Here is an 18,218-nt window from a genome sequence, read left to right as displayed (position 1 = left end):
CTAATAGATTATTCTAACCCATCCGGGATCGCGTCCAGCCCCGCCAGCCACACCACCGCCTCGCCATCGCTCGGCGCGCGCCAGTCGCCCCGCGGCGACAGCGAGCCGCCGGTGCCGACCTTGGGCGAATTGGGCACGCACGAGCGCTTGAACTGGCTGGTCTTGAAGAAGCGGTACAGGAAGATCCCGAGATTGCGCTTGATGTCGGCCAGCGCGTAACGCTCGCCCCACGCCGTCGACGCCAGGAACGCCACCTTGGCCGGCGTGAAGCCGTAGCGCAGCGTGTAGTACAAATTAAAATCCTGCAGCTCGTACGGCCCGATCACGTCCTGCGTCTTCTGCGACGGCCCTTCGCCCTCCTTGCCCGGCACCAGTTCGGGACTGATCTCGGTGTCGAGGATGTTGATCAGCACCTGCGATCCGCCCGCGCCCACGGCGCCGGTCTCCGCGACCCAGCGCACCAGGTGCGAGATCAGCGTCTTCGGCACGCTGGCGTTGACGTTATAGTGCGACATATGGTCGCCCACGCCGTAGGTGCACCAACCCAGCGCCAGCTCGCTCAGGTCGCCGGTGCCGATGACGATCGCGCCTTGCAGGTTCGCCAGCCGGAACAGATGGTTGGTGCGCTCGCCCGCCTGCACGTTCTCGAACGTGACGTCGTACACCTCGGCGCCGCCGGCATACGGATGGCCGATATCGTTCAGCATCTGGATGCAGCTCGGGCGGATGTCGATCTCCGACGCGCTGCAGCCGATCACCTCCATCAGCTGCCGCGCCTGCGCGATGGTGCGCTCGCTGGTTGCAAAGCCCGGCATGGTGTACGCCAGGATGTTCGTGCGCGGCAGCTTGAGCCGGTCCATCGCCTGCGCGCACACCAGCAGCGCGTGGGTCGAATCGAGCCCGCCCGAGATGCCGATGACGACCTTCTTCATGCCGCTCGAACTCAGGCGCTGCACCAGCGCCTGCACCTGGATGTTATAGACCTCGGTGCAGCGCTCGTCGCGCCGCGCCGGGTCCGACGGCACGTACGGGAAGCGCTCGACCCTGCGTTCCAGCGCCAGCGGCCGGTCCATCGTCACCGCCAGTTCGATTTTCACCACCTCGAACTCCGACACCGCGTCGGCATGGCGCCGCACCGATTGCCCGAACGTGGTCTGGCGCATGCGCTCGCGCGACAGGCGTTCCAGGTCGATGTCGGCCGTCAGCAGGTGCGAGTCGTCCAGGAAGCGCTCCGACTGCGCCAGCAGCTCGCCGTTTTCGCAGATCAGCGCCTGGCCGTCCCACGCCATGTCGGTGGTGGACTCGCCTGCGCCGGCCGATGTATACAAATAGGCCGACACGCAGCGCGCCGACTGCTGCGACACCAGCTGGTGCCGGTAGCCGGACTTGCCGACCAGCGCGTTCGACGCCGACAGGTTGACGAGCACCGTGGCGCCGGCCAGCGCGGCAAACGACGACGGCGGAATCGGCACCCACACGTCCTCGCAGATCTCGACGTGAAAGCGGAACAGCGGCAGCGCGTCCAGCTCGAACAGCAGCGAGGCGCCGAAGCGCGCGCGCTGGCCGCACAGCGCCACTTCATCGGCCAGGCCGCAATCGGCGGCGCTGAACTGGCGCGCCTCGTAGAATTCGCCGTAGTTCGGCAGGTAGCTCTTCGGCACCACGCCGTGAATGCGCCCGCCCGCCACCACCACCGCGCAATTGAACAGCAGGTGCTCCACGCGCAAAGGCATCCCGACGATCATCACGATGCCGAGCTTCGCCGATTCGTCCACCACCGCCTGCAGCGCCGCCTCGCACGCTTCGAGCAGCGCGCGCTGGTGGAACAGGTCGTCGCAGGTGTAGGCCGACAGGCCCAGCTCGGGGAACGCCACCAGCACCGCTCCCTGCTGCTGCGCCTTGCGCGCCATATCGATCGTCTGCGCGGCGTTGAACGCCGGGTCGGCGACGCGGCAGCGCGGCGTGGCCACCGCGACGCGCGCGAAATCGTGCGAATACAAATTGGAGAACAGCTTTTTCATCTGTGATCAATCGACGTGCGCCGTTGTGCGTAAAATGCATCGCGAGGCAGCAGATCTTCGGAGAATTTTGGACAATGAATTATCGCACGCATATCGTTTCTTCTCTGTCGGAGATCGGCCAGGCCGCATGGGACGGACTGGCGCTGGCGCAGGAGCGCGCCAATCCCTTCCTGTCCTACGCTTTCCTGCATGCGCTGCACGAGTCGGGCAGCGCCAGCGCGGACTCCGGCTGGCAGCCGCAGTTCATCACCCTGTTCGACGGCGACGAGCTGGCCGCCGCCATGCCGCTGTACGTCAAGATGCACTCGTATGGCGAATACGTGTTCGACTGGGCCTGGGCCGACGCCTACCATCGCAATGGCCTGGAGTACTACCCCAAGCTGCTGTCGGCGATCCCGTTCACGCCCGTCACCGGACCGCGCCTGATGGCGGTCGATGCGCGTGCGCGCGCCGCCCTGGTCAAGGTGCTGCTCGCGACCCAGAAGGCGTCCGCGGTGTCGTCCACCCACATCCTGTACCCGCCGGAAGACCAGGCGCAGATGCTGGCCGGCGCCGGCTTCATGCTGCGCAGCGGCGTGCAGTTCCACTGGCTGAACGCCGGCTACAAGGACTTCGACGAGTTCCTCGCCACGCTCGAACAGAAGAAACGCAAGAACATTCGCGCGGAGCGGCGCAAGGTGCGCGAGGCCGGCGTCACGCTGCGCCGCGTGCGCGGGATCGATGCGACCGACGCCGACTGGCGCCTGTTCAACCGCTGCTACAAGCACACCTACGCGGCGCACCACTCGACGCCCTACCTGAACCTGGATTTTTTCCAGCGCATCGGCCGCACCATGCCGCAGAATATCCTGCTGGTGATCGCGGAGCGCGACGGCAAGCCGATCGCCTCGTCGCTGGTGATCCACTCCGAGGACACGCTGTTCGGCCGCTACTGGGGCGAACTCGAATACGTGCCCTGCCTGCACTTCGAAACGGCTTACTACCAGCCGCTGGAATTCTGCATCGAGCAAGGTATAGCCGCGTTCGAAGGCGGCGCCCAGGGCGAGCACAAGATGGCGCGCGGCTTTCTGCCGACCCGGACTTGGTCGGCGCACTGGCTGGCGCATCCCGCGTTCGCCGACGCTATCGAGCGCTTCCTCGAACGCGAGGCCGGCGGCATCGACGACTACATCGACGAGCTGAACGAGCGCAATCCCTTCCGCTAGGGTGCTGAAGGGTGGGCTCACGCTTCAGTGTTGCAAATCTGCTACGCCACCACGCTTCCCTCTGCACCGCTGCAGCCTCGGACACCCTGTTGTGCAATTTTGCACACAGGCCGTGCAAGCCTCTATCTTTAAATCAACAGATAAACGCGGCACACTCTATTGCAATGCGTATAAGCACGCATACAAGAACATAAACCAGAGGAGACTGTAATGCGTATGTCGAACAAACAGAAGACAATGCTGCGCCGGTCCGTCGCTGCCATCATGGCGATTCCCGCCGTGTCGTGGTCAACGGCATACGCGCAAGTCACGACCGAAGAAAGCGCCACCCGCGAGCTCGATAAGGTGATCGTTACCGCGCGCCGCCGCGCGGAACTGATCCAGGACGTGCCAGGGTCGGTCACCGCGATCTCCGGCGCCCAAATGGAAAAGCAGGCCATCCCCGACCTCGCCGCGGTGGCGGACACGGTCCCGAACACCACCCTGAAAACCTCGCGCGGCACCAACACCACGCTGACCGCCTTTATCCGCGGCGTCGGCCAGCAGGACCCGGTGGCCGGCTACGAGCAAGGCGTCGGCATCTACCTCGACGACATCTACCTGGCCCGCCCGCAAGGCGCGCTGACCGACATCTACGACCTCGAACGCATCGAGATCCTGCGCGGCCCGCAAGGCACGCTGTACGGCCGCAACACCATCGGCGGCGCCGTCAAATACGTCACCCGCAAGCTGGCGCCGACGATGACGTTCGATGTCAAGGCCACCCTCGGCAGCTGGCACGAGAAGGATCTGGTCCTCAAGGGCAGCGTGCCGGTGTCGGACACGGTGCGCATCGGCGCCACCGCCGCAACCTTCAACCACAACGGTTTCGGCAAGAACGTCGTCAACGGCAAGGAAAACTACGACAAGAACGTCGCGGCCGGCCGCGTCAGCATCGAAGCGACACCGAACAGCGACTTGTTCATCCGGGTTGCCGCCGACCGCACCGTGGACGACTCGAATCCGCGCCAGGGCTATCGCCTGACCCCAGGCCCGGCGCCCGACAACCTGCCGCCGCTGGCCGGCGACTACAACACCCGCGCCAACCTGTACAAGGTCAACGGCCACGACCAGCAGGTGATCACCAGGGGCGCCTCGCTGCTGGTCGACTACACCATGAGCCCGACGCTGTCGTTCAAGTCGATCACCGCGCACCGCGGCTCGGACACCTTCGCGCCGATCGATTTCGACTCGCTCAACACCGCGTCGTGGGAAGCGCCGACCATTTACCGCGACAAGCAGGACAGCCAGGAATTCCAGTTCACCCTGTCCGGCGATCGCCTGCAGGGCGTGGCGGGCCTGTTCTACATGAAGGCCAACGCGTTCAACGAATTCGACGTGCTGTATAACGCCGCCGGCGGCCTGTCGCTGTACACGATGGACGACATCGACACCAGGACCTGGGCCGCGTTCGCCGACGCCAACTACAACGTCTCGAGCACCTTCAGCGTCACCCTGGGCGGCCGCTACACCCATGACGAGCGCCGCGCGCGCATCTTCAAGAAGACCTACCTGGGCCTGGCCGGCTCGCCGACGCTGGGCAATCCGGCCGCGGTCGGCGGCGCGGCGAACACGGACCTGGGCAAGGACGACCTGCACCGCACCGACACCAAGTTCACGCCGAAACTGGGCTTCGGCTGGAAGTTCGCGCCCGAGCACAACATGTACGGCACGCTGTCGCAAGGCTTCAAGGGCGGCATGTTCGATCCGCGCATGGATCTCGCCGCCACCGGCGGCCCGACCACCGCGGCATCGATGACCAAGCGCCAGGGCGTCAATCCGGAAGAGGTGAACTCGTTCGAACTGGGCATCAAGTCGGCCATGATGGGCGGCCGCTTCCAGACCAACGCGGCGATCTTCTACTCCGACTACAAGAACATTCAGATTCCCGGCTCGCTGGCCACTTACAACTCGGCCGGTGTGGTGACCGGTTTTGCCGGCTCGCTGACCAACGCCGGCAAGGCCAAGATCTCGGGCATCGAACTCGAAGCAGTGGCGCACGTGACGTCGGCCCTGAACCTGTCGGCCATGTACAGCCATATCGACGCCAAGTACAAGGAGTGGATGGTCGCCAACGGCACGGGCCTGATCAATATCGCAGGCATGGCCGAATTCCAGAACACGCCGAAGAACGCGGCCAACCTGTCGGCGTCCTACGACATGCCGATGACGATGGCGGGCCGCTCCGGCACGATCTCGTTCATGGGCGGCGCCTCGTACAAGAGCAAGGTGTACCAGGCCGAGATCATCCGCAACACGGGTATCGCGGCGCTCGACGTGGTGGTGCCGCAGAACCTGATGCTGGCGCAGGATGGCTATACCCTGTATGACGCGGGCATGGTCTGGACCCGGTCGGACCGCAAGGTCCAGGTGGGCATCCACGGGCGCAACCTGGGCGACAAGCGCTACAAGGTGGCCGGCTATCCGTTCGGCGCGTTCTTCAACTCGATCACCACGTTCTACGGCGATCCGCGCACCATCAAGGCGACGGTCAACATGAAGTTCTAAGGGACGCGGCGCGGGTGTTCCCGCGCCGCCGGCATCCCGGGGTCAGGTCCGCTGGACCTGGCCCCATGTTTTTTTTGCGGCCTGCGCGCCACCATGGACGAACAGCTCCGGCTGCGCATCGGCATACTCGCGCAGCAGGTTCCACACCGCCCTCACCCGCGGCAGCCGGTACAGGTCCACCGGCGCCACCATCCAGTACGCGCGCTCGGCGAACACTTCGTCCTGCAGGATCGGCACCAGCCGCCCGTCGTCCGGAATCACATACGGCGGCGCCATCATCAGTCCCAGACCCGCGGCAGCGGCTTCGGCCTGCGCCATCATGCCGGTGCAGCACAGGCGCCGCTTCGGAGTGAACCCGAGCGCGTCGAGGAAATTGAGCTCATTGCTGGCCAGGCGGTCCTGCACGTAATCGACGAAGTCGTGCTCGGCCAGGTCGGACTGGCGCAGGATCGGCGGATGCCGCGCCAGGTAGGCCGGCGAACCATATAAATACAGCCGGAACGACGCCAGCCGCGTCACCATGTAGCGACCGGTGTTGGGCGCGTCCAGCGTCACGCCCAGGTCGGCCTCGCGGTTGGCCAGGTTGGCAAAGCGCGGCTGCACCAGCAGGTCGATCGACAGGTCCGGATGGTCGGCCAGGAAGCGCGCCAGCAGCGGCGTGATCACGCGCACGCCCAGCACCTCGGGCACGCCGAGGCGCACCACGCCGCGCACTTCGACCTGGTTGCCGGAGAGCTGATCCTGCGCCGCCAGCGCCGCGCTTTCCATCACTTCGGCGTGCGGCAGCAGCGCCAGCCCCATCTCGGTCAGCTCGTAGCCCTCGCGCGAACGGTCGAACAAGGTCGATCCCAGCTGCACTTCGAGGCGGTCGATGCGGCGCGCCACCGTGGTGTGCTCCACCTCCAGCCCGCGCGATGCGCCGGACAGGGTGCCGGCGCGCGCCAGCTCGAGGAAGAACCGCAGGTCTGTCCATTCAGGCAAGGTTTTCATGCGGCCTATTGTGCATCAGTGCACAACCGTAAGGCAATCGCTTCATGGCGCGGCGTGACGTGTTTCGTCATTGCGCTGCAGCAGACAGGGTCGCGCGGGCTGTGCATTAATGCACAAAGGTTGGGCGCTGCCTTGCCTTTCGCACGGCTGCCTTTTGGCGCACACTGCTGCCTAACGAGAAACCCATCACACGGGGCGCATGTGTCCAACCACACCGAGACAAGCTTCAAAAGCACCGATGGACTGCGCCTGTTCGCGCGCGACTACGCCCCGGCCAGCGGCCCGGCGCGGCTGCCCGTCATTTGCATCCACGGGCTGACGCGCAATTCGGCCGACTTCGACGAGGTGGCGCCATGGATCGCCGCCCAGGGCCGGCGCGTGCTGGCGGTGGACGTGCGCGGGCGCGGCCACTCCGACTACGATCCCGACCCCAGCCACTACAACCTGATGGTCTACGCCGACGACATCGTCAAGCTGGCGCACGACCTGGGCATCGCGCGCGCCGTCTTCGTCGGCACCTCGATGGGCGGCCTGATCACGATGACCCTGGCGATGCGCCACCTGCACCTGATCGGCGCGGCCGTTCTGAACGACGTCGGCCCGGCGCTGTCGGTGCGCGGCCTGCAGCGCATCGCCGGTTACGCCGGCAAGGTCGAGGCCATCGGCTCGTGGGAAGACGCCGCCGCGCACGTACGCGCCATCAACGCAGTCGCCTTCCCCGACAACACTGCCGACGACTGGTACAAGTGGGCGCGCCGCGCCTTCCGCGAGACGGCTCCCGGCCAGCTGGTCATGAACTACGACCCCGACATCGGCATCGCGATCCGCGGCGGCGCGGTCAAACCGAGCTCGCTGCTGGCGCGGTTTGCGTTCCGCCGCCTGGCGCGCCGCCGCCCCACCCTGCTGATCCGCGGCGCGCTGTCCGACCTGGTCGAGCCGGAGCAGGTGGCGCTGATGCGCGCGTCCGCGCCGGCCATGGCCTACGCCGAAGTGCCCAACGTCGGCCACGCGCCGATGCTGACCGAACCGGCGGCGCAACTGGCGCTGCGCGACTTTCTCGGGAGCGTAGATTGAACGGGCACGGCGCATCCATGAACCTTGCGGGCAAGGTCGTCATCGTCACCGGCGGCGCGCAGGGCATCGGCCTGGCGATCGCCGAGCGCTGCGCGGAAAACGGCGCCAGCGTCGCGGTCTGGGACTACCAGGCCGACGCCATCGCCGGCGCGCTGGAACGGATCGCCGACCGCGCCCCGCGCGCGCAGGCGGCCGGCTTCATCGTCGACGTCTCCGACCTCGCGGCCGTGCACGACGCGGTCAAGGCCACGCTGGCGCGCTTCGGCCACATCGACGGCCTGGTGAACAACGCCGGCGTGGTGGCTGACGCCCAGCTGGCGAAAATGACCGAGGCGCAGTGGGACCGCGTCATCGGCATCAACCTCAAGGGCGTGTTCAACTGCACCCGCGCCAGCGTCGATGCGCTGCTGGCAAGCGCCGGCGCGATCGTCAACATCTCGTCGATCGTCGGCCTGTCGGGCAATTTCGGCCAGACCAATTACGCCGCGGCCAAGGCCGGCGTGCTCGGAATGAGCCGCACCTGGGCGCGCGAGCTGGGACGCAAAGGCGTGCGCAGCAACGCCATCTGCCCCGGCTTCATCGAAACGCCGATCCTCGGCAAGATGCCGCATCGCGTGATCGACGAGATGGTGTCGCAGATACCGCAAAAACGCATGGGACAGCCGCGCGAGATCGCCGCAGCGGCGGTGTTCCTGCTATCGTCCGAAGCAAGCTACATTAACGGCGCCACGCTCGAAGTGACGGGCGGCCTGACACTATGACGGAGACCACATGAAAAAACTGCTGCCCATCCTGATTGCCGCTGCCTTCGCGCCGGCGCTCGCATCCGCCGCCGACCTGAAGATCGCGCTCATCGCCGGCAAGACCGGCGCGCTCGAGCCGTATGCGAAGGAGACCGAGACCGGCTTCCTGATGGGCCTTGAGTACCTGACCGGCGGGAAGATGGAGATCAACGGCCGCAAGCTGAAGGTGATCGTCAAGGACGACCAGAGCAAGCCGGACATGGGACGCACCCTGCTGGCCGAAGCCTATGGCGACGACAAGGTGGACATCGCGGTGGGCACCAGTTCGTCGGGCTCGGCCATCGCGATGCTGCCGGTGGCGGCCGAATACAAGAAGGTGCTGGTGGTCGAGCCGGCGGTGGCCGATGCGATCACCGGCGACAAGTGGAACCGCTACGTTTTCCGCACCGCGCGCAGCTCGATGCAGGATGCGATGGCCGCCGCGACGATCGCGCCGAGCGGCAGCTACGGCTTCCTGGCCCAGGACTACGCCTTCGGCCGCGACGCCGTGAAGGCGGCCAAGGAGGCGCTGGTGGCGGTCAAGAGCAAGGCGAAGGTGGTGCACGAGGAATACGCGCCGCAGGCCACGACCGACTTCACCGCATCGGCGCAGCGCCTGTTCGACGCATTGAAGGACAAGCCGCAGCCGCGCGTGCTGACCATCGTATGGGCCGGCCCGAGCCCGATGAACAAACTCGCCGACATGAAGCCGGAGCGTTACGGCATCGTGCTGGCGCCGGGCGGGAACATCCTGCCGGTGATGAAGACCTGGAAGAACTTCGCCGGCACCGAGGGCACCATCTATTATTACTATGCCTTCCCGAAGAACAAAATGAACGACTGGCTGGTCGCCGAGCACACCAAGCGCTACAAGGCGCCGCCCGACATGTTTACCGCCGGCGGTTTCGCCGCCGCCAGCGCGGTGGTCACGGCGCTGACCAAGGCCGGTTCCGGCGACACCGAGAAGCTGATCGCGGCGATGGAGGGCATGGATTTCGATACGCCGAAGGGCAAGATGACCTTCCGCAAGGCGGACCACCAGGCGCTGCAGCCGATGTACCACTTCCGCATCAAGAAGGACCAGAAGAGCGAGTGGGACCTGCTCGAACTGGTGCGCGAGATCCCGGCCAGCGAGATTCCGCTGCCCGTGAAGAACAAGCGCTGACATGAGCGAACGCAGTCCCTCGCTGTCGACCCGCGACCTGACCATCCGCTTCGGCGGCCACGTCGCGGTCGATCACGTCACCGCCGACTTCTATCCCGGCACGCTGACCGTCATCGTCGGCCCGAACGGCGCCGGCAAGACCACCTATTTCAACCTGATGTCGGGGCAGCTGGCGGCGACCGAAGGCAGCGTGCACTTCGGCGGCGCCGACGTCACCAGGCACGGCGCCGCGCGGCGTACCCGGCTCGGCATCGGCCGCGCCTTCCAGCTCACCAACCTGTTCCCCAACCTGTCGGTGATCGAGAACGTGCGCCTGGCGGTCCAGAGCCGCGCGGGCGTGGGCATGAACATGTTCTCGGTCTGGTCCGGCCACAAGGACCTGATCGAGCGCGCCGGCCATTACCTCGAACGCGTCGCACTCGCCGGCAAGCGCGACATGCGCGTGGCGGCGCTGTCGCACGGCGACAAGCGCAAGCTGGAGGTGGCGATCCTGCTCGCGCTGGAACCGGCGGTGATGATGTTCGACGAGCCGACCGCCGGCATGAGCGTTGACGAAGTGCCGGTGGTGCTGGACCTGATCGCCCAAGTGAAGGAAGAGCGCAACAAGACCATCCTGCTGGTCGAGCACAAGATGGACGTTGTGCGCCGGCTGGCCGACCGCATCATCGTGCTGCACAACGGTGCGCTGGTCGCCGACGGCGCGCCGGCCGAGGTGATGTCGTCGAAGATCGTGCAGGAAGCTTATCTGGGAACACCCGAACATGCATGACAAGGAACCGATCCTGACGCTCTCCGGCGTCCACACCCACATCGGCGAATACCACATCCTGCAAGGCGTCGACCTGGTAGTGCCGCGCGGAGGCCTGTCGGTCCTGCTGGGCCGCAACGGCGCCGGCAAGACCACGACGCTGCGCACCATCATGGGACTATGGCAGGCCAGCGCCGGCAACATCAATTTCGACGGCCGCGAGATCGGCAAGGTCTCCACGCCGGACATCGCGCAGGCCGGCATCGCCTACGTGCCTGAATCGATGGCGGTGTTCTCCGACCTGACCGTGCGCGAGAACCTGCTGCTGGCCGCGCGCAGCGGCCCGCTCGACGACGCCCGCGTCGAATGGATCTTCGGCTTCTTCCCGGCGCTGAAAAAATTCTGGCACTACCCGGCCGGCAACCTGTCCGGCGGCCAGAAGCAGATGGTGGCGATCGCCCGCGCGATCGTCGAGCCGCGCAAGTTGCTGCTGGTGGACGAGCCGACCAAGGGCCTGGCGCCGGCCATCATCCAGAGCCTGATCGCCGCCTTCCGCGAACTGAAGGAAACCACCACCATCCTGCTGGTCGAGCAGAATTTCAGCTTCGTCAAATCGCTCGGCGACACCGTGTCGGTGATGGACGACGGCCGCATCGTGCACGCCGGCGCCATGCGCGACCTGGTCGAGGACGACGAACTGCAACAGCGCCTGCTCGGGCTCTCGCTCGACGCGCACCAATAGGACCTGCGCCATGACTTCCGTACTTCCTCCGACCCTGCCGAAGGGAATTCTGCCCGCCGCGCCGGACGCCGCGCTGCCGGCGGCCAGGCGCGACATCGCCCCGCTGCTGCTGGTCCCCGCCCTGATGCTGGCGATGCTGCCGCTGGTAGGCAGCTTTCCGACCTGGATCACGCTCACCGTCGCCGGCCTGGCGATGGGCATGATGATCTTCATTATGTCGAGCGGCCTGACGCTGGTGTTCGGCCTGATGGACGTGCTCAATTTCGGCCATGGCGCGTTTGTCGCAGTCGGCGCTTACGCGGCCACGATGGTGCTGCTGCCGATGCACGGTTGGCTGGAAGCCGATTCGCTGCTGCTCAATCTCGGTGTGCTGGGGCTGGCGATGCTGGTGGCGATGCTCGTCACCGCGCTGCTCGGGTGGGCGTTCGAGCGCGTCATCATCATGCCGGTCTACGGCCAGCACCTGAAGCAGATCCTGATCACGATGGGCGGCATGATCGTCGCCGAACAGCTGATCAGCGTGATCTGGGGAGCCGAGCACATCGCGCTGCCGCTGCCTGCCAGCCTGCGCGGCGCCATCGTGCTGGGCGACGCGGCGATCGAAAAATACCGGCTGGTCGCGGTGGCGGTCGGGCTGGTGGTGTTCGCGGCCATGTTCCTGGTGCTGAACCGCACCAAGATCGGCCTCTTGATTCGTGCCGGCGTCGAAAACCGCGAGATGGTCGAGGCGCTGGGCTACCGCGTGCGGCGCCTGTTCGTCGCGGTGTTCGCGGCCGGCTCCGCGCTGGCGGGACTGGGCGGCGTGATGTGGGGCCTGTACAAGGAGACGCTGAGCGCCTCGATGGGCAGCGAAGTGATGGTGATGATATTCATCGTCATCATCATCGGCGGGCTCGGATCGGTCGGCGGCTGCTTCATCGGCGCCCTCTTGATGGCGCTGGTCGCCAACTACGCCGGCTTCCTTGCGCCGAAACTGGCGCTGGTATCGAACATCGGCCTGATGATCGCCGTGCTGCTGTGGCGCCCGGCCGGCCTGTTTTCCAACGCACGGCGCTAGGACTTGCCATGATCAACCAACTCTTCTCCGGCGACCTGCCGCGCAGCCGCGTGCTTGGCGCCGCGCTGATCGCCGTGTTCCTCGGCCTGGCGTTCGCGCCCTTCCTGACCTCCGGCGCGCGGCCGCTCAACACCGCCGCCACCATCTGCATCTATATCGTGCTGGTGGCGTCGTACGACCTGCTGCTCGGCTACACCGGCATCGTCTCGTTCGCGCACACCATGTTCTTCGGGATCGGCGCGTATGGCGTCGGCCTGGGACTGTCCGGCGACACGCCGGGATGGAGCGGCGCGGCGACGGGCCTCGTGCTCGCGCTGATGCTGACCATCGTGCTGGCACTGATCGTCGGCCTGTTCGCGCTGCGCGTGCGCGCCATCTTCTACGCCATGATCACGCTGGCGGTGGCGGCGTCGTTCGCCGTGTTGGCGTCGCAGCTATCGGACTTTACCGGCGGCGAGGATGGCAAGACCTTCAGCGTGCCGGAACTGCTGTCGCCCGGTTTCCGGTTGATCGAAAACGAGATCGCGGGCCGCGCCATCGACGGCAAGCTAATTACCTACTACATCGTGTTCTTCGGCTGCCTGCTATTGTTCCTGTTCCTGCTGCGGCTCGTGAATTCGCCGTTCGGCCGGGTGCTGCAGGCGATCCGCGAGAACGAGTTCCGCGCCGAAGCGCTGGGCTACCGGACAATGGTCTACCGCATCTGGGCCAACTGCCTGGCGGCACTGGTGGCGGCGCTGGCCGGCGCGCTGATGGCGCTGTGGCTGCGCTACGTCGGGCCCAAGACCATGCTCGGCTTCGAGGTGATGACCGACATCCTGCTGATCGTCGTCATTGGCGGCATGGGCACCATGTACGGCGCGGTGATCGGCGCCGCCCTGTTCATCGTCGCGCAGAATTATTTGAAGACGCTGATGGCGAACAGCGCGCCGGCGCTGGCCGGCATTCCGATCCTGTCCGATGCGCTTCATCCGGACCGCTGGATGCTGTGGCTCGGGGTGCTGTTCGTGCTGTCGATCTACTTCTTCCCGACCGGGATCGTCGGCAAGCTGCGCGGGACAGTTCACTCGAAATAGCGTCATACCTGATCCTCGGCCGCGACAAATCGCGGGAGCAGGACCGTTTTTCAGCACCGTGATTTTGTGCGCGTTTTCGGTTCAAGCAACGTGATATCGTGGCTGCATCTTCCCGAAGTCAATAAAGCGGACATGAACGTCAACGACATTTTTGTATCAATCGCGGTAATTGCCGCCGTGGCGATACTCTATTTGCACCTCGTGAAACGCGCTTCACTGACGATCCGCCGGGCGTGGCGCATCCCGTTCGGATTCCTGCTCGTGCTGGTGCTGGGTTGTTGGGCTGCGCATCGCTTGTTCGGAGTATTGCCGTTGTTTCCCGTCTTTGTCGCGTCCACCGCGTTTTGGACTTGCATTGCGGCGAACTGCTATCTGAACTTCAGGGATGAACGGCGCGCGCGGGGACCGGTTTGATCTGGCCAAGGCGCTGCTCAAACTGGCGGTGGACTGGCTGTTAGAACTAGGCCACGGCAGTGTAAAACTGTCCATGACCCGCGATACGAGAGCCGAGCGCTTCTAGGCCAAACAAGGCTGGCGGCGAGGCGCGGGGCATGACGTCGACGTCGACTATGTTCTTGAAAACGAAAGTCTTGTCGCTGTCTGACCGCTGATTGCCCATGCTACAATCCAGACATGTTCAAGACACCCTTCCACTTTGCAGCATGTCGCAGCGGGCCATAGAAGCCTGCTGATCGCGTTCCCCCACACCCTCAGTTTTTCTATCGGCCACAGAGAGAATCGTCTCCTGTGGCCTTTTTGCTTTTGGAGTCCACATGGAGTTGAAGCTATACGATACGTATGAACGCAAGCTGCGTCCTTTCGGGTCGCTCGAATCTGGCCGCGCGGGCCTTTACGCCTGCGGACCGACCGTCTACGACTACGCCCACATCGGCAATCTGCGCACCTATCTGTTCGGCGACACCTTGCGGCGTGTCCTGGCGATGAATGGCTACGAAGTCGCGCACGTCATCAATATCACCGACGTCGGGCACCTCACCTCCGATGGGGACACCGGCGAGGACAAGATGGAAAAGGGCAGCCGCCGCACCAGGCAGTCGGCGTGGGAGATCGCGGAGTTTTACACCAAGGCGTTCGAGCAGGACCTCGCGCACCTGCACATCCTGGCGCCGACCGTCTGGGCGCGCGCCACCGACCACATCCCCGAGCAGATTGCGTTCATCGCCGAGATCGAGCGCAAGGGCTTCTCGTATCGGACCGCCGACGGAATTTACTTCGACACGCAGCGCCTCGATCGCTATGGCCACCTGGCGCGCCTGAACATCGCGGGCCAGCAGGCCGGGCATCGCGTCGACATCGGCGACAAGCGCTCCCTCACCGACTTCGCGCTGTGGAAGTTCAGCGGCGCCGAACAGCGCCAGATGGAATGGGACAGTCCGTGGGGCCGCGGCTTCCCCGGCTGGCACATCGAATGCTCCGCCATGTCCACCCGCTACCTGGGCGCGCTGTTCGACATCCACATCGGCGGCGAAGATCACATCTCCGTCCACCACTCGAATGAAATCGCGCAACACGAGGCATGCCATGACCATCCGCCGGCGCGCTACTGGCTGCACGGCGCGTTCCTCAAGCTGGAAGGCGGCGACAAGATGTCCAAGTCCGACGGTGGCTTCCTGCGGCTCGCGACGCTGATGGAACGTGGCTTCGATCCGATGGCGTACCGCTACCTGGTGCTGTCCGCCCACTATCGTTCTCCGCTGGCGTTTTCGTGGGATGCGCTCGATGCCGCGCAAACGGCGCTCGGCCGCCTGCGACAGGCGTACTACAGGCTGCCGGCGGAAGGACAGCCCGATCCGGCATATAAGGAGGCCATGCTGGCCGAGCTCAATCACGATTTGAACACCGCAAAGGCGCTCGCGCTGATGTGGGAGGTCCTGAAGTCTTCGCTGCCCGGCGACGTGCAAAAGGCGACGATATCGTGGCTCGATCAAACCCTTGGCCTGAATCTGGATCGCTGGGTTCCTGCGGCGCATACGGTTCCGCAGGCTGTCCAGGCATTGATCGCGGCGCGTGACCTGGCCCGGTCCGAAAAGCGCTGGGCTGACGCCGATTCCTTGCGCGCACATATCGAGGCAGAGGGCTTCGCCGTGCGCGATACCGCCGCAGGCACGGTCGCCGAACCGCGATAGCCGGCGACCACCAGGGTCTGATCCGCGGGGGTCAGATTCCAGCCGAACTCATCAGTGTCTGAATTTCATTAAACAAATATCAATGTTCGTTGCTTTTCGAGCCATATCATGGAACGAGAAAACGCGGTCACGCGCCAACTCGATCGAAAGGCCATTCCATGAACACTTCGAAGACTTTGCTGGCGTCTGCGCTGCTTGCCGCCCTCGCCATTCCGCGCGCCCACGCGGCGGACCCCGTCCCGCAGGAGACCGTTGGCAAGGCCCCCGCGGACGCGCAGGAAGGAATGGTCGTTGCGCGCGACGCCCAGACCGGCAAGCTGCGCAACGCCACCCCTGCCGAAGTGAAGGTGCTGCAGGCGCAGGAAGCGCGCCGCAACCTGATGATGCGCCAGGCCGAGCCCGCGCCCGTGGTCATTCGCAAGGACGGCACGCTGCACAAGCACCTGGGCGAGCGCTCGCTGGTGTACTCGGTCGTCACCCGGGATGAAACCGGCAAGGTAGGCATGCAGTGCGTGACCGGCGCCGACGCGGCCGACGCCGCGCTCACCAGAAAGGAGACGCGCCATGATGACCGTTAAGCGCATCGCGCTCACCCTGGCGCTGGCATGCGGCGTCGCCGGCGGGGCGCAGGCCGCGGCGACCATCACCATCGCCAACACCAACGCCGCCGGCGAAGGCTTCAACGATCCGACTCCGGCCGCGCCGGTCGGCGGCAACGCCGGCACCACGCTGGGCCAGCAGCGCCTGATCGCGTTCCAGCACGCGGCCAACATCTGGGGCGCGACGCTGACCAGCAGCGTGCCGATCCGGGTCGCCGCGTCCTTCGAGGCGCTGTCGTGCACCGCCGACAGCGCGGTGCTCGGGTCGGCCGGCGCCAACGACGTCTACTCCGACTTCCCCGGTGCGATCAAGCGCGGCACCTGGTATCCGGCCGCGCTGGCCGCCAAGCTGGCCGGCGTCGACCAGACGGCGCCGGCCGCTCCGCACATCGTCGCGCGCTTCAATTCGCGCCTCGGCCTGTTCGCCGACTGCATGCCCGGCTCCGGCTTCTACCTGGGACTGGACAACAAGGCCGGCAGCCAGATCGACCTGGTCACCGTGCTGCTGCACGAACTGGGACACGGTCTCGGATTCCAGACCTTCACCAGCGGCCAGACCGGCGAGCCGATGAACGGCCTTCCCTCGGTCTGGGACCACTACCTGCTCGACAACCGCAGCAACAAGACCTGGGCCGAGATGAGCAACACGGAACGCGCTGCGTCGGCGATCAGCGGCAACGGCCTGTCGTGGGCCGGCGCCGGGGTTACCGCGGCACTGCCGGCGGCGCTGTCGCCGATGTCGATGTTGATGGTGAGCGGGCCCGCGGCCGGCCCCGCCGCCGGCAATTACACGGTAGGCGACGCGTCGTTCGGACCGCCGCTGGGCATGAAACCGGTGGCCGGCCAGCTGGCGCAGGTCCTCGATCAGGGCGCGGCGACCGGGCTTGCATGCACCCCGCTCGACGCGGCGAACCAGGCGGCGGTGCGCGGCAACATCGCGCTGGTCGACCGCGGCGTCTGCGGTTTCGTCGACAAGGCGAAGGTCGTGCAAGCAGCCGGCGCGATCGGCATGGTGGTGGCCGACAATGAGCCGGCCGAGGTGTCCGGACTGGGCGGGAGCGATCCGGGCATTTTGATACCGGCCGTGCGGGTGTCGCAGTTGTCGGGCGCGAAGCTGAAAGCAGCGCTTGCGGGAAGGCCCCCCGGCAGCTCGGGCGTGATGGCCAGCCTCGGAGTGAACCCGGCGCAGCTGGCCGGCGCCGATGGCGCGAGCCGGATCAGGATGTACACGCCGACCGAGTACTCGCCGGGTTCGACGGTGTCGCACTATACCACCGACGCCAGGCATAACCAGCTGATGGAGCCGGCGATCAACGGCGACCTGACGCACGAGGTGACCGCGCCGGCCGACCTGACCTTCTCGCTGCTGAAGGACATCGGCTGGTAAACGCAAGAATGGGGCAAGGCCGCGCGGACCTTGCCCCATTTTCAGGGGGCCGGTCCCGAAGACCCGACCCCATCTCGGACTATTACTTCTTTTCGGCTGCGTTGAACGCTGCCACGCCGGCCACGATCTCGGCCTTCGCATCATCCGGACCGCCCCAGCCTTCGACCTTGACCCACTTGCCCGGCTCGAGGTCCTTGTAGTGCTCGAAGAAGTGCTGGATCTGCTGCAGGCGCAGGTCCTGCATGTCTTCCGGCTTCTGCCAGTGGCTGTAGATCGGCAGGATCTTGTCGACCGGGACCGCCAGCACCTTGGCGTCGCCGCCGGCTTCGTCGGTCATCTTCAGCACGCCGATCGCGCGGCAGCGCACCACCACGCCAGGGATCAGCGGGAACGGCGTGATCACCAGCACGTCGCATGGGTCGCCATCGTCGGCGATGGTGTTCGGCACGTAGCCGTAGTTGCACGGATAGTGCATCGCGGTGCCCATGAAGCGGTCGACGAAAATCGCGCCGGACTCTTTGTCCACTTCGTACTTGATCGGATCGGCGTTCATCGGGATTTCGATGATGACGTTGAAATCGTTCGGCACGTCGCGGCCGGCGGAGACTTTGTTCAAACTCATGGGGATTCCTTCGTTGCGGATGGTGTTGATGCGTGATTATAGCGGAAGATGATTGT

16 protein-coding genes are annotated in these 18,218 nt (G+C 65.6%); 13 read left to right on the top strand and 3 right to left on the bottom strand.

The annotated features are described in order from the left end of the window. Window positions 1-8: 8 nt before the first annotated feature. A complete protein-coding gene (locus Q4S45_RS05235) occupies window positions 9-2,021 on the bottom strand; it encodes an NAD(+) synthase (RefSeq protein ID WP_305509801.1) in 2,013 nt (670 codons plus the stop codon). A gap of 74 nt (window positions 2,022-2,095) precedes the next feature. On the opposite strand from Q4S45_RS05235, the gene Q4S45_RS05230 reads away from it, so the two are divergent. Next, window positions 2,096-3,226, top strand: coding sequence for a GNAT family N-acetyltransferase (locus Q4S45_RS05230; RefSeq protein ID WP_305509799.1), 1,131 nt, complete (start codon window positions 2,096-2,098; stop codon window positions 3,224-3,226). 210 nt (window positions 3,227-3,436) lie between these two features. Then, window positions 3,437-5,773, top strand: coding sequence for a TonB-dependent receptor (locus Q4S45_RS05225; protein WP_305509797.1), 2,337 nt, complete (start codon window positions 3,437-3,439; stop codon window positions 5,771-5,773). Window positions 5,774-5,815: 42 nt separating this feature from the next. Here Q4S45_RS05225 and Q4S45_RS05220 read toward each other — a convergent pair whose 3' ends face one another. Then, window positions 5,816-6,763 carry a LysR family transcriptional regulator gene (locus tag Q4S45_RS05220; RefSeq protein WP_305509795.1) on the bottom strand — a complete coding sequence of 316 codons (948 nt, stop codon included), beginning with the start codon at window positions 6,761-6,763 and terminating at the stop codon, window positions 5,816-5,818. Between the two features lie 201 nt (window positions 6,764-6,964). On the opposite strand from Q4S45_RS05220, the gene Q4S45_RS05215 reads away from it, so the two are divergent. The 11 genes from Q4S45_RS05215 to Q4S45_RS05165 all read left to right on the top strand — a co-directional run bounded on the left by Q4S45_RS05215 (window position 6,965) and on the right by Q4S45_RS05165 (window position 17,540). Next, on the top strand, window positions 6,965-7,837 hold the full coding sequence (locus Q4S45_RS05215; RefSeq protein ID WP_305509794.1) for an alpha/beta fold hydrolase: 873 nt from the start codon (window positions 6,965-6,967) through the stop codon (window positions 7,835-7,837). A gap of 17 nt (window positions 7,838-7,854) precedes the next feature. Beyond that, a complete protein-coding gene (fabG, locus tag Q4S45_RS05210; protein ID WP_305509792.1) occupies window positions 7,855-8,598 on the top strand; it encodes a 3-oxoacyl-ACP reductase FabG in 744 nt (247 codons plus the stop codon). Window positions 8,599-8,608: 10 nt separating this feature from the next. Beyond that, the gene (locus Q4S45_RS05205; protein ID WP_305509790.1) at window positions 8,609-9,784 is read left to right on the top strand and encodes a substrate-binding domain-containing protein; all 1,176 of its coding nucleotides are present in this window, start codon (window positions 8,609-8,611) and stop codon (window positions 9,782-9,784) included. A gap of 1 nt (window position 9,785) precedes the next feature. Further along, window positions 9,786-10,553 (top strand): ABC transporter ATP-binding protein, encoded by a 768-nt coding sequence (locus Q4S45_RS05200; protein WP_305509788.1) that lies wholly within the window; start codon window positions 9,786-9,788, stop codon window positions 10,551-10,553. After that, entirely contained in the window at window positions 10,546-11,274 is a 729-nt protein-coding gene (locus Q4S45_RS05195) for an ABC transporter ATP-binding protein (RefSeq protein WP_305509786.1), read from the top strand. Before Q4S45_RS05200 ends, Q4S45_RS05195 begins: the two co-directional genes overlap by 8 nt. Before the next feature lie 10 nt (window positions 11,275-11,284). Then, window positions 11,285-12,331: a branched-chain amino acid ABC transporter permease gene (locus tag Q4S45_RS05190; protein ID WP_305509784.1), complete on the top strand. Its 1,047-nt coding sequence runs from the start codon at window positions 11,285-11,287 to the stop codon at window positions 12,329-12,331. A gap of 8 nt (window positions 12,332-12,339) precedes the next feature. After that, window positions 12,340-13,407 (top strand): branched-chain amino acid ABC transporter permease, encoded by a 1,068-nt coding sequence (locus tag Q4S45_RS05185; RefSeq protein WP_305509782.1) that lies wholly within the window; start codon window positions 12,340-12,342, stop codon window positions 13,405-13,407. A gap of 132 nt (window positions 13,408-13,539) precedes the next feature. Continuing rightward, the gene (locus tag Q4S45_RS05180; RefSeq protein ID WP_305509780.1) at window positions 13,540-13,821 is read left to right on the top strand and encodes a hypothetical protein; all 282 of its coding nucleotides are present in this window, start codon (window positions 13,540-13,542) and stop codon (window positions 13,819-13,821) included. Window positions 13,822-14,180: 359 nt separating this feature from the next. Beyond that, the gene (gene cysS, locus Q4S45_RS05175; RefSeq protein ID WP_305509778.1) at window positions 14,181-15,554 is read left to right on the top strand and encodes a cysteine--tRNA ligase; all 1,374 of its coding nucleotides are present in this window, start codon (window positions 14,181-14,183) and stop codon (window positions 15,552-15,554) included. Window positions 15,555-15,712: 158 nt separating this feature from the next. Next, a complete protein-coding gene (locus tag Q4S45_RS05170) occupies window positions 15,713-16,132 on the top strand; it encodes a post-PEP-CTERM-1 domain-containing protein (RefSeq protein WP_305509777.1) in 420 nt (139 codons plus the stop codon). Further along, window positions 16,119-17,540: a PA domain-containing protein gene (locus Q4S45_RS05165; protein ID WP_305509775.1), complete on the top strand. Its 1,422-nt coding sequence runs from the start codon at window positions 16,119-16,121 to the stop codon at window positions 17,538-17,540. The genes Q4S45_RS05170 and Q4S45_RS05165 overlap by 14 nt, the downstream gene beginning before the upstream one ends. Before the next feature lie 82 nt (window positions 17,541-17,622). Here the strand turns inward: Q4S45_RS05165 and ppa are convergent, their stop codons facing one another. Further along, a complete protein-coding gene (ppa, locus tag Q4S45_RS05160; protein WP_305509773.1) occupies window positions 17,623-18,162 on the bottom strand; it encodes an inorganic diphosphatase in 540 nt (179 codons plus the stop codon). Window positions 18,163-18,218: the final 56 nt, after the last annotated feature.

It is taken from the genome of Massilia sp. R2A-15 (assembly GCF_030704305.1).
Classification (GTDB): Bacteria; Pseudomonadota; Gammaproteobacteria; order Burkholderiales; family Burkholderiaceae_D; genus JAFCUW01.
The sequence above is the reverse complement of the archived record's forward strand: the minus strand, read 5'-3'. Positions and strand labels throughout refer to the sequence as shown.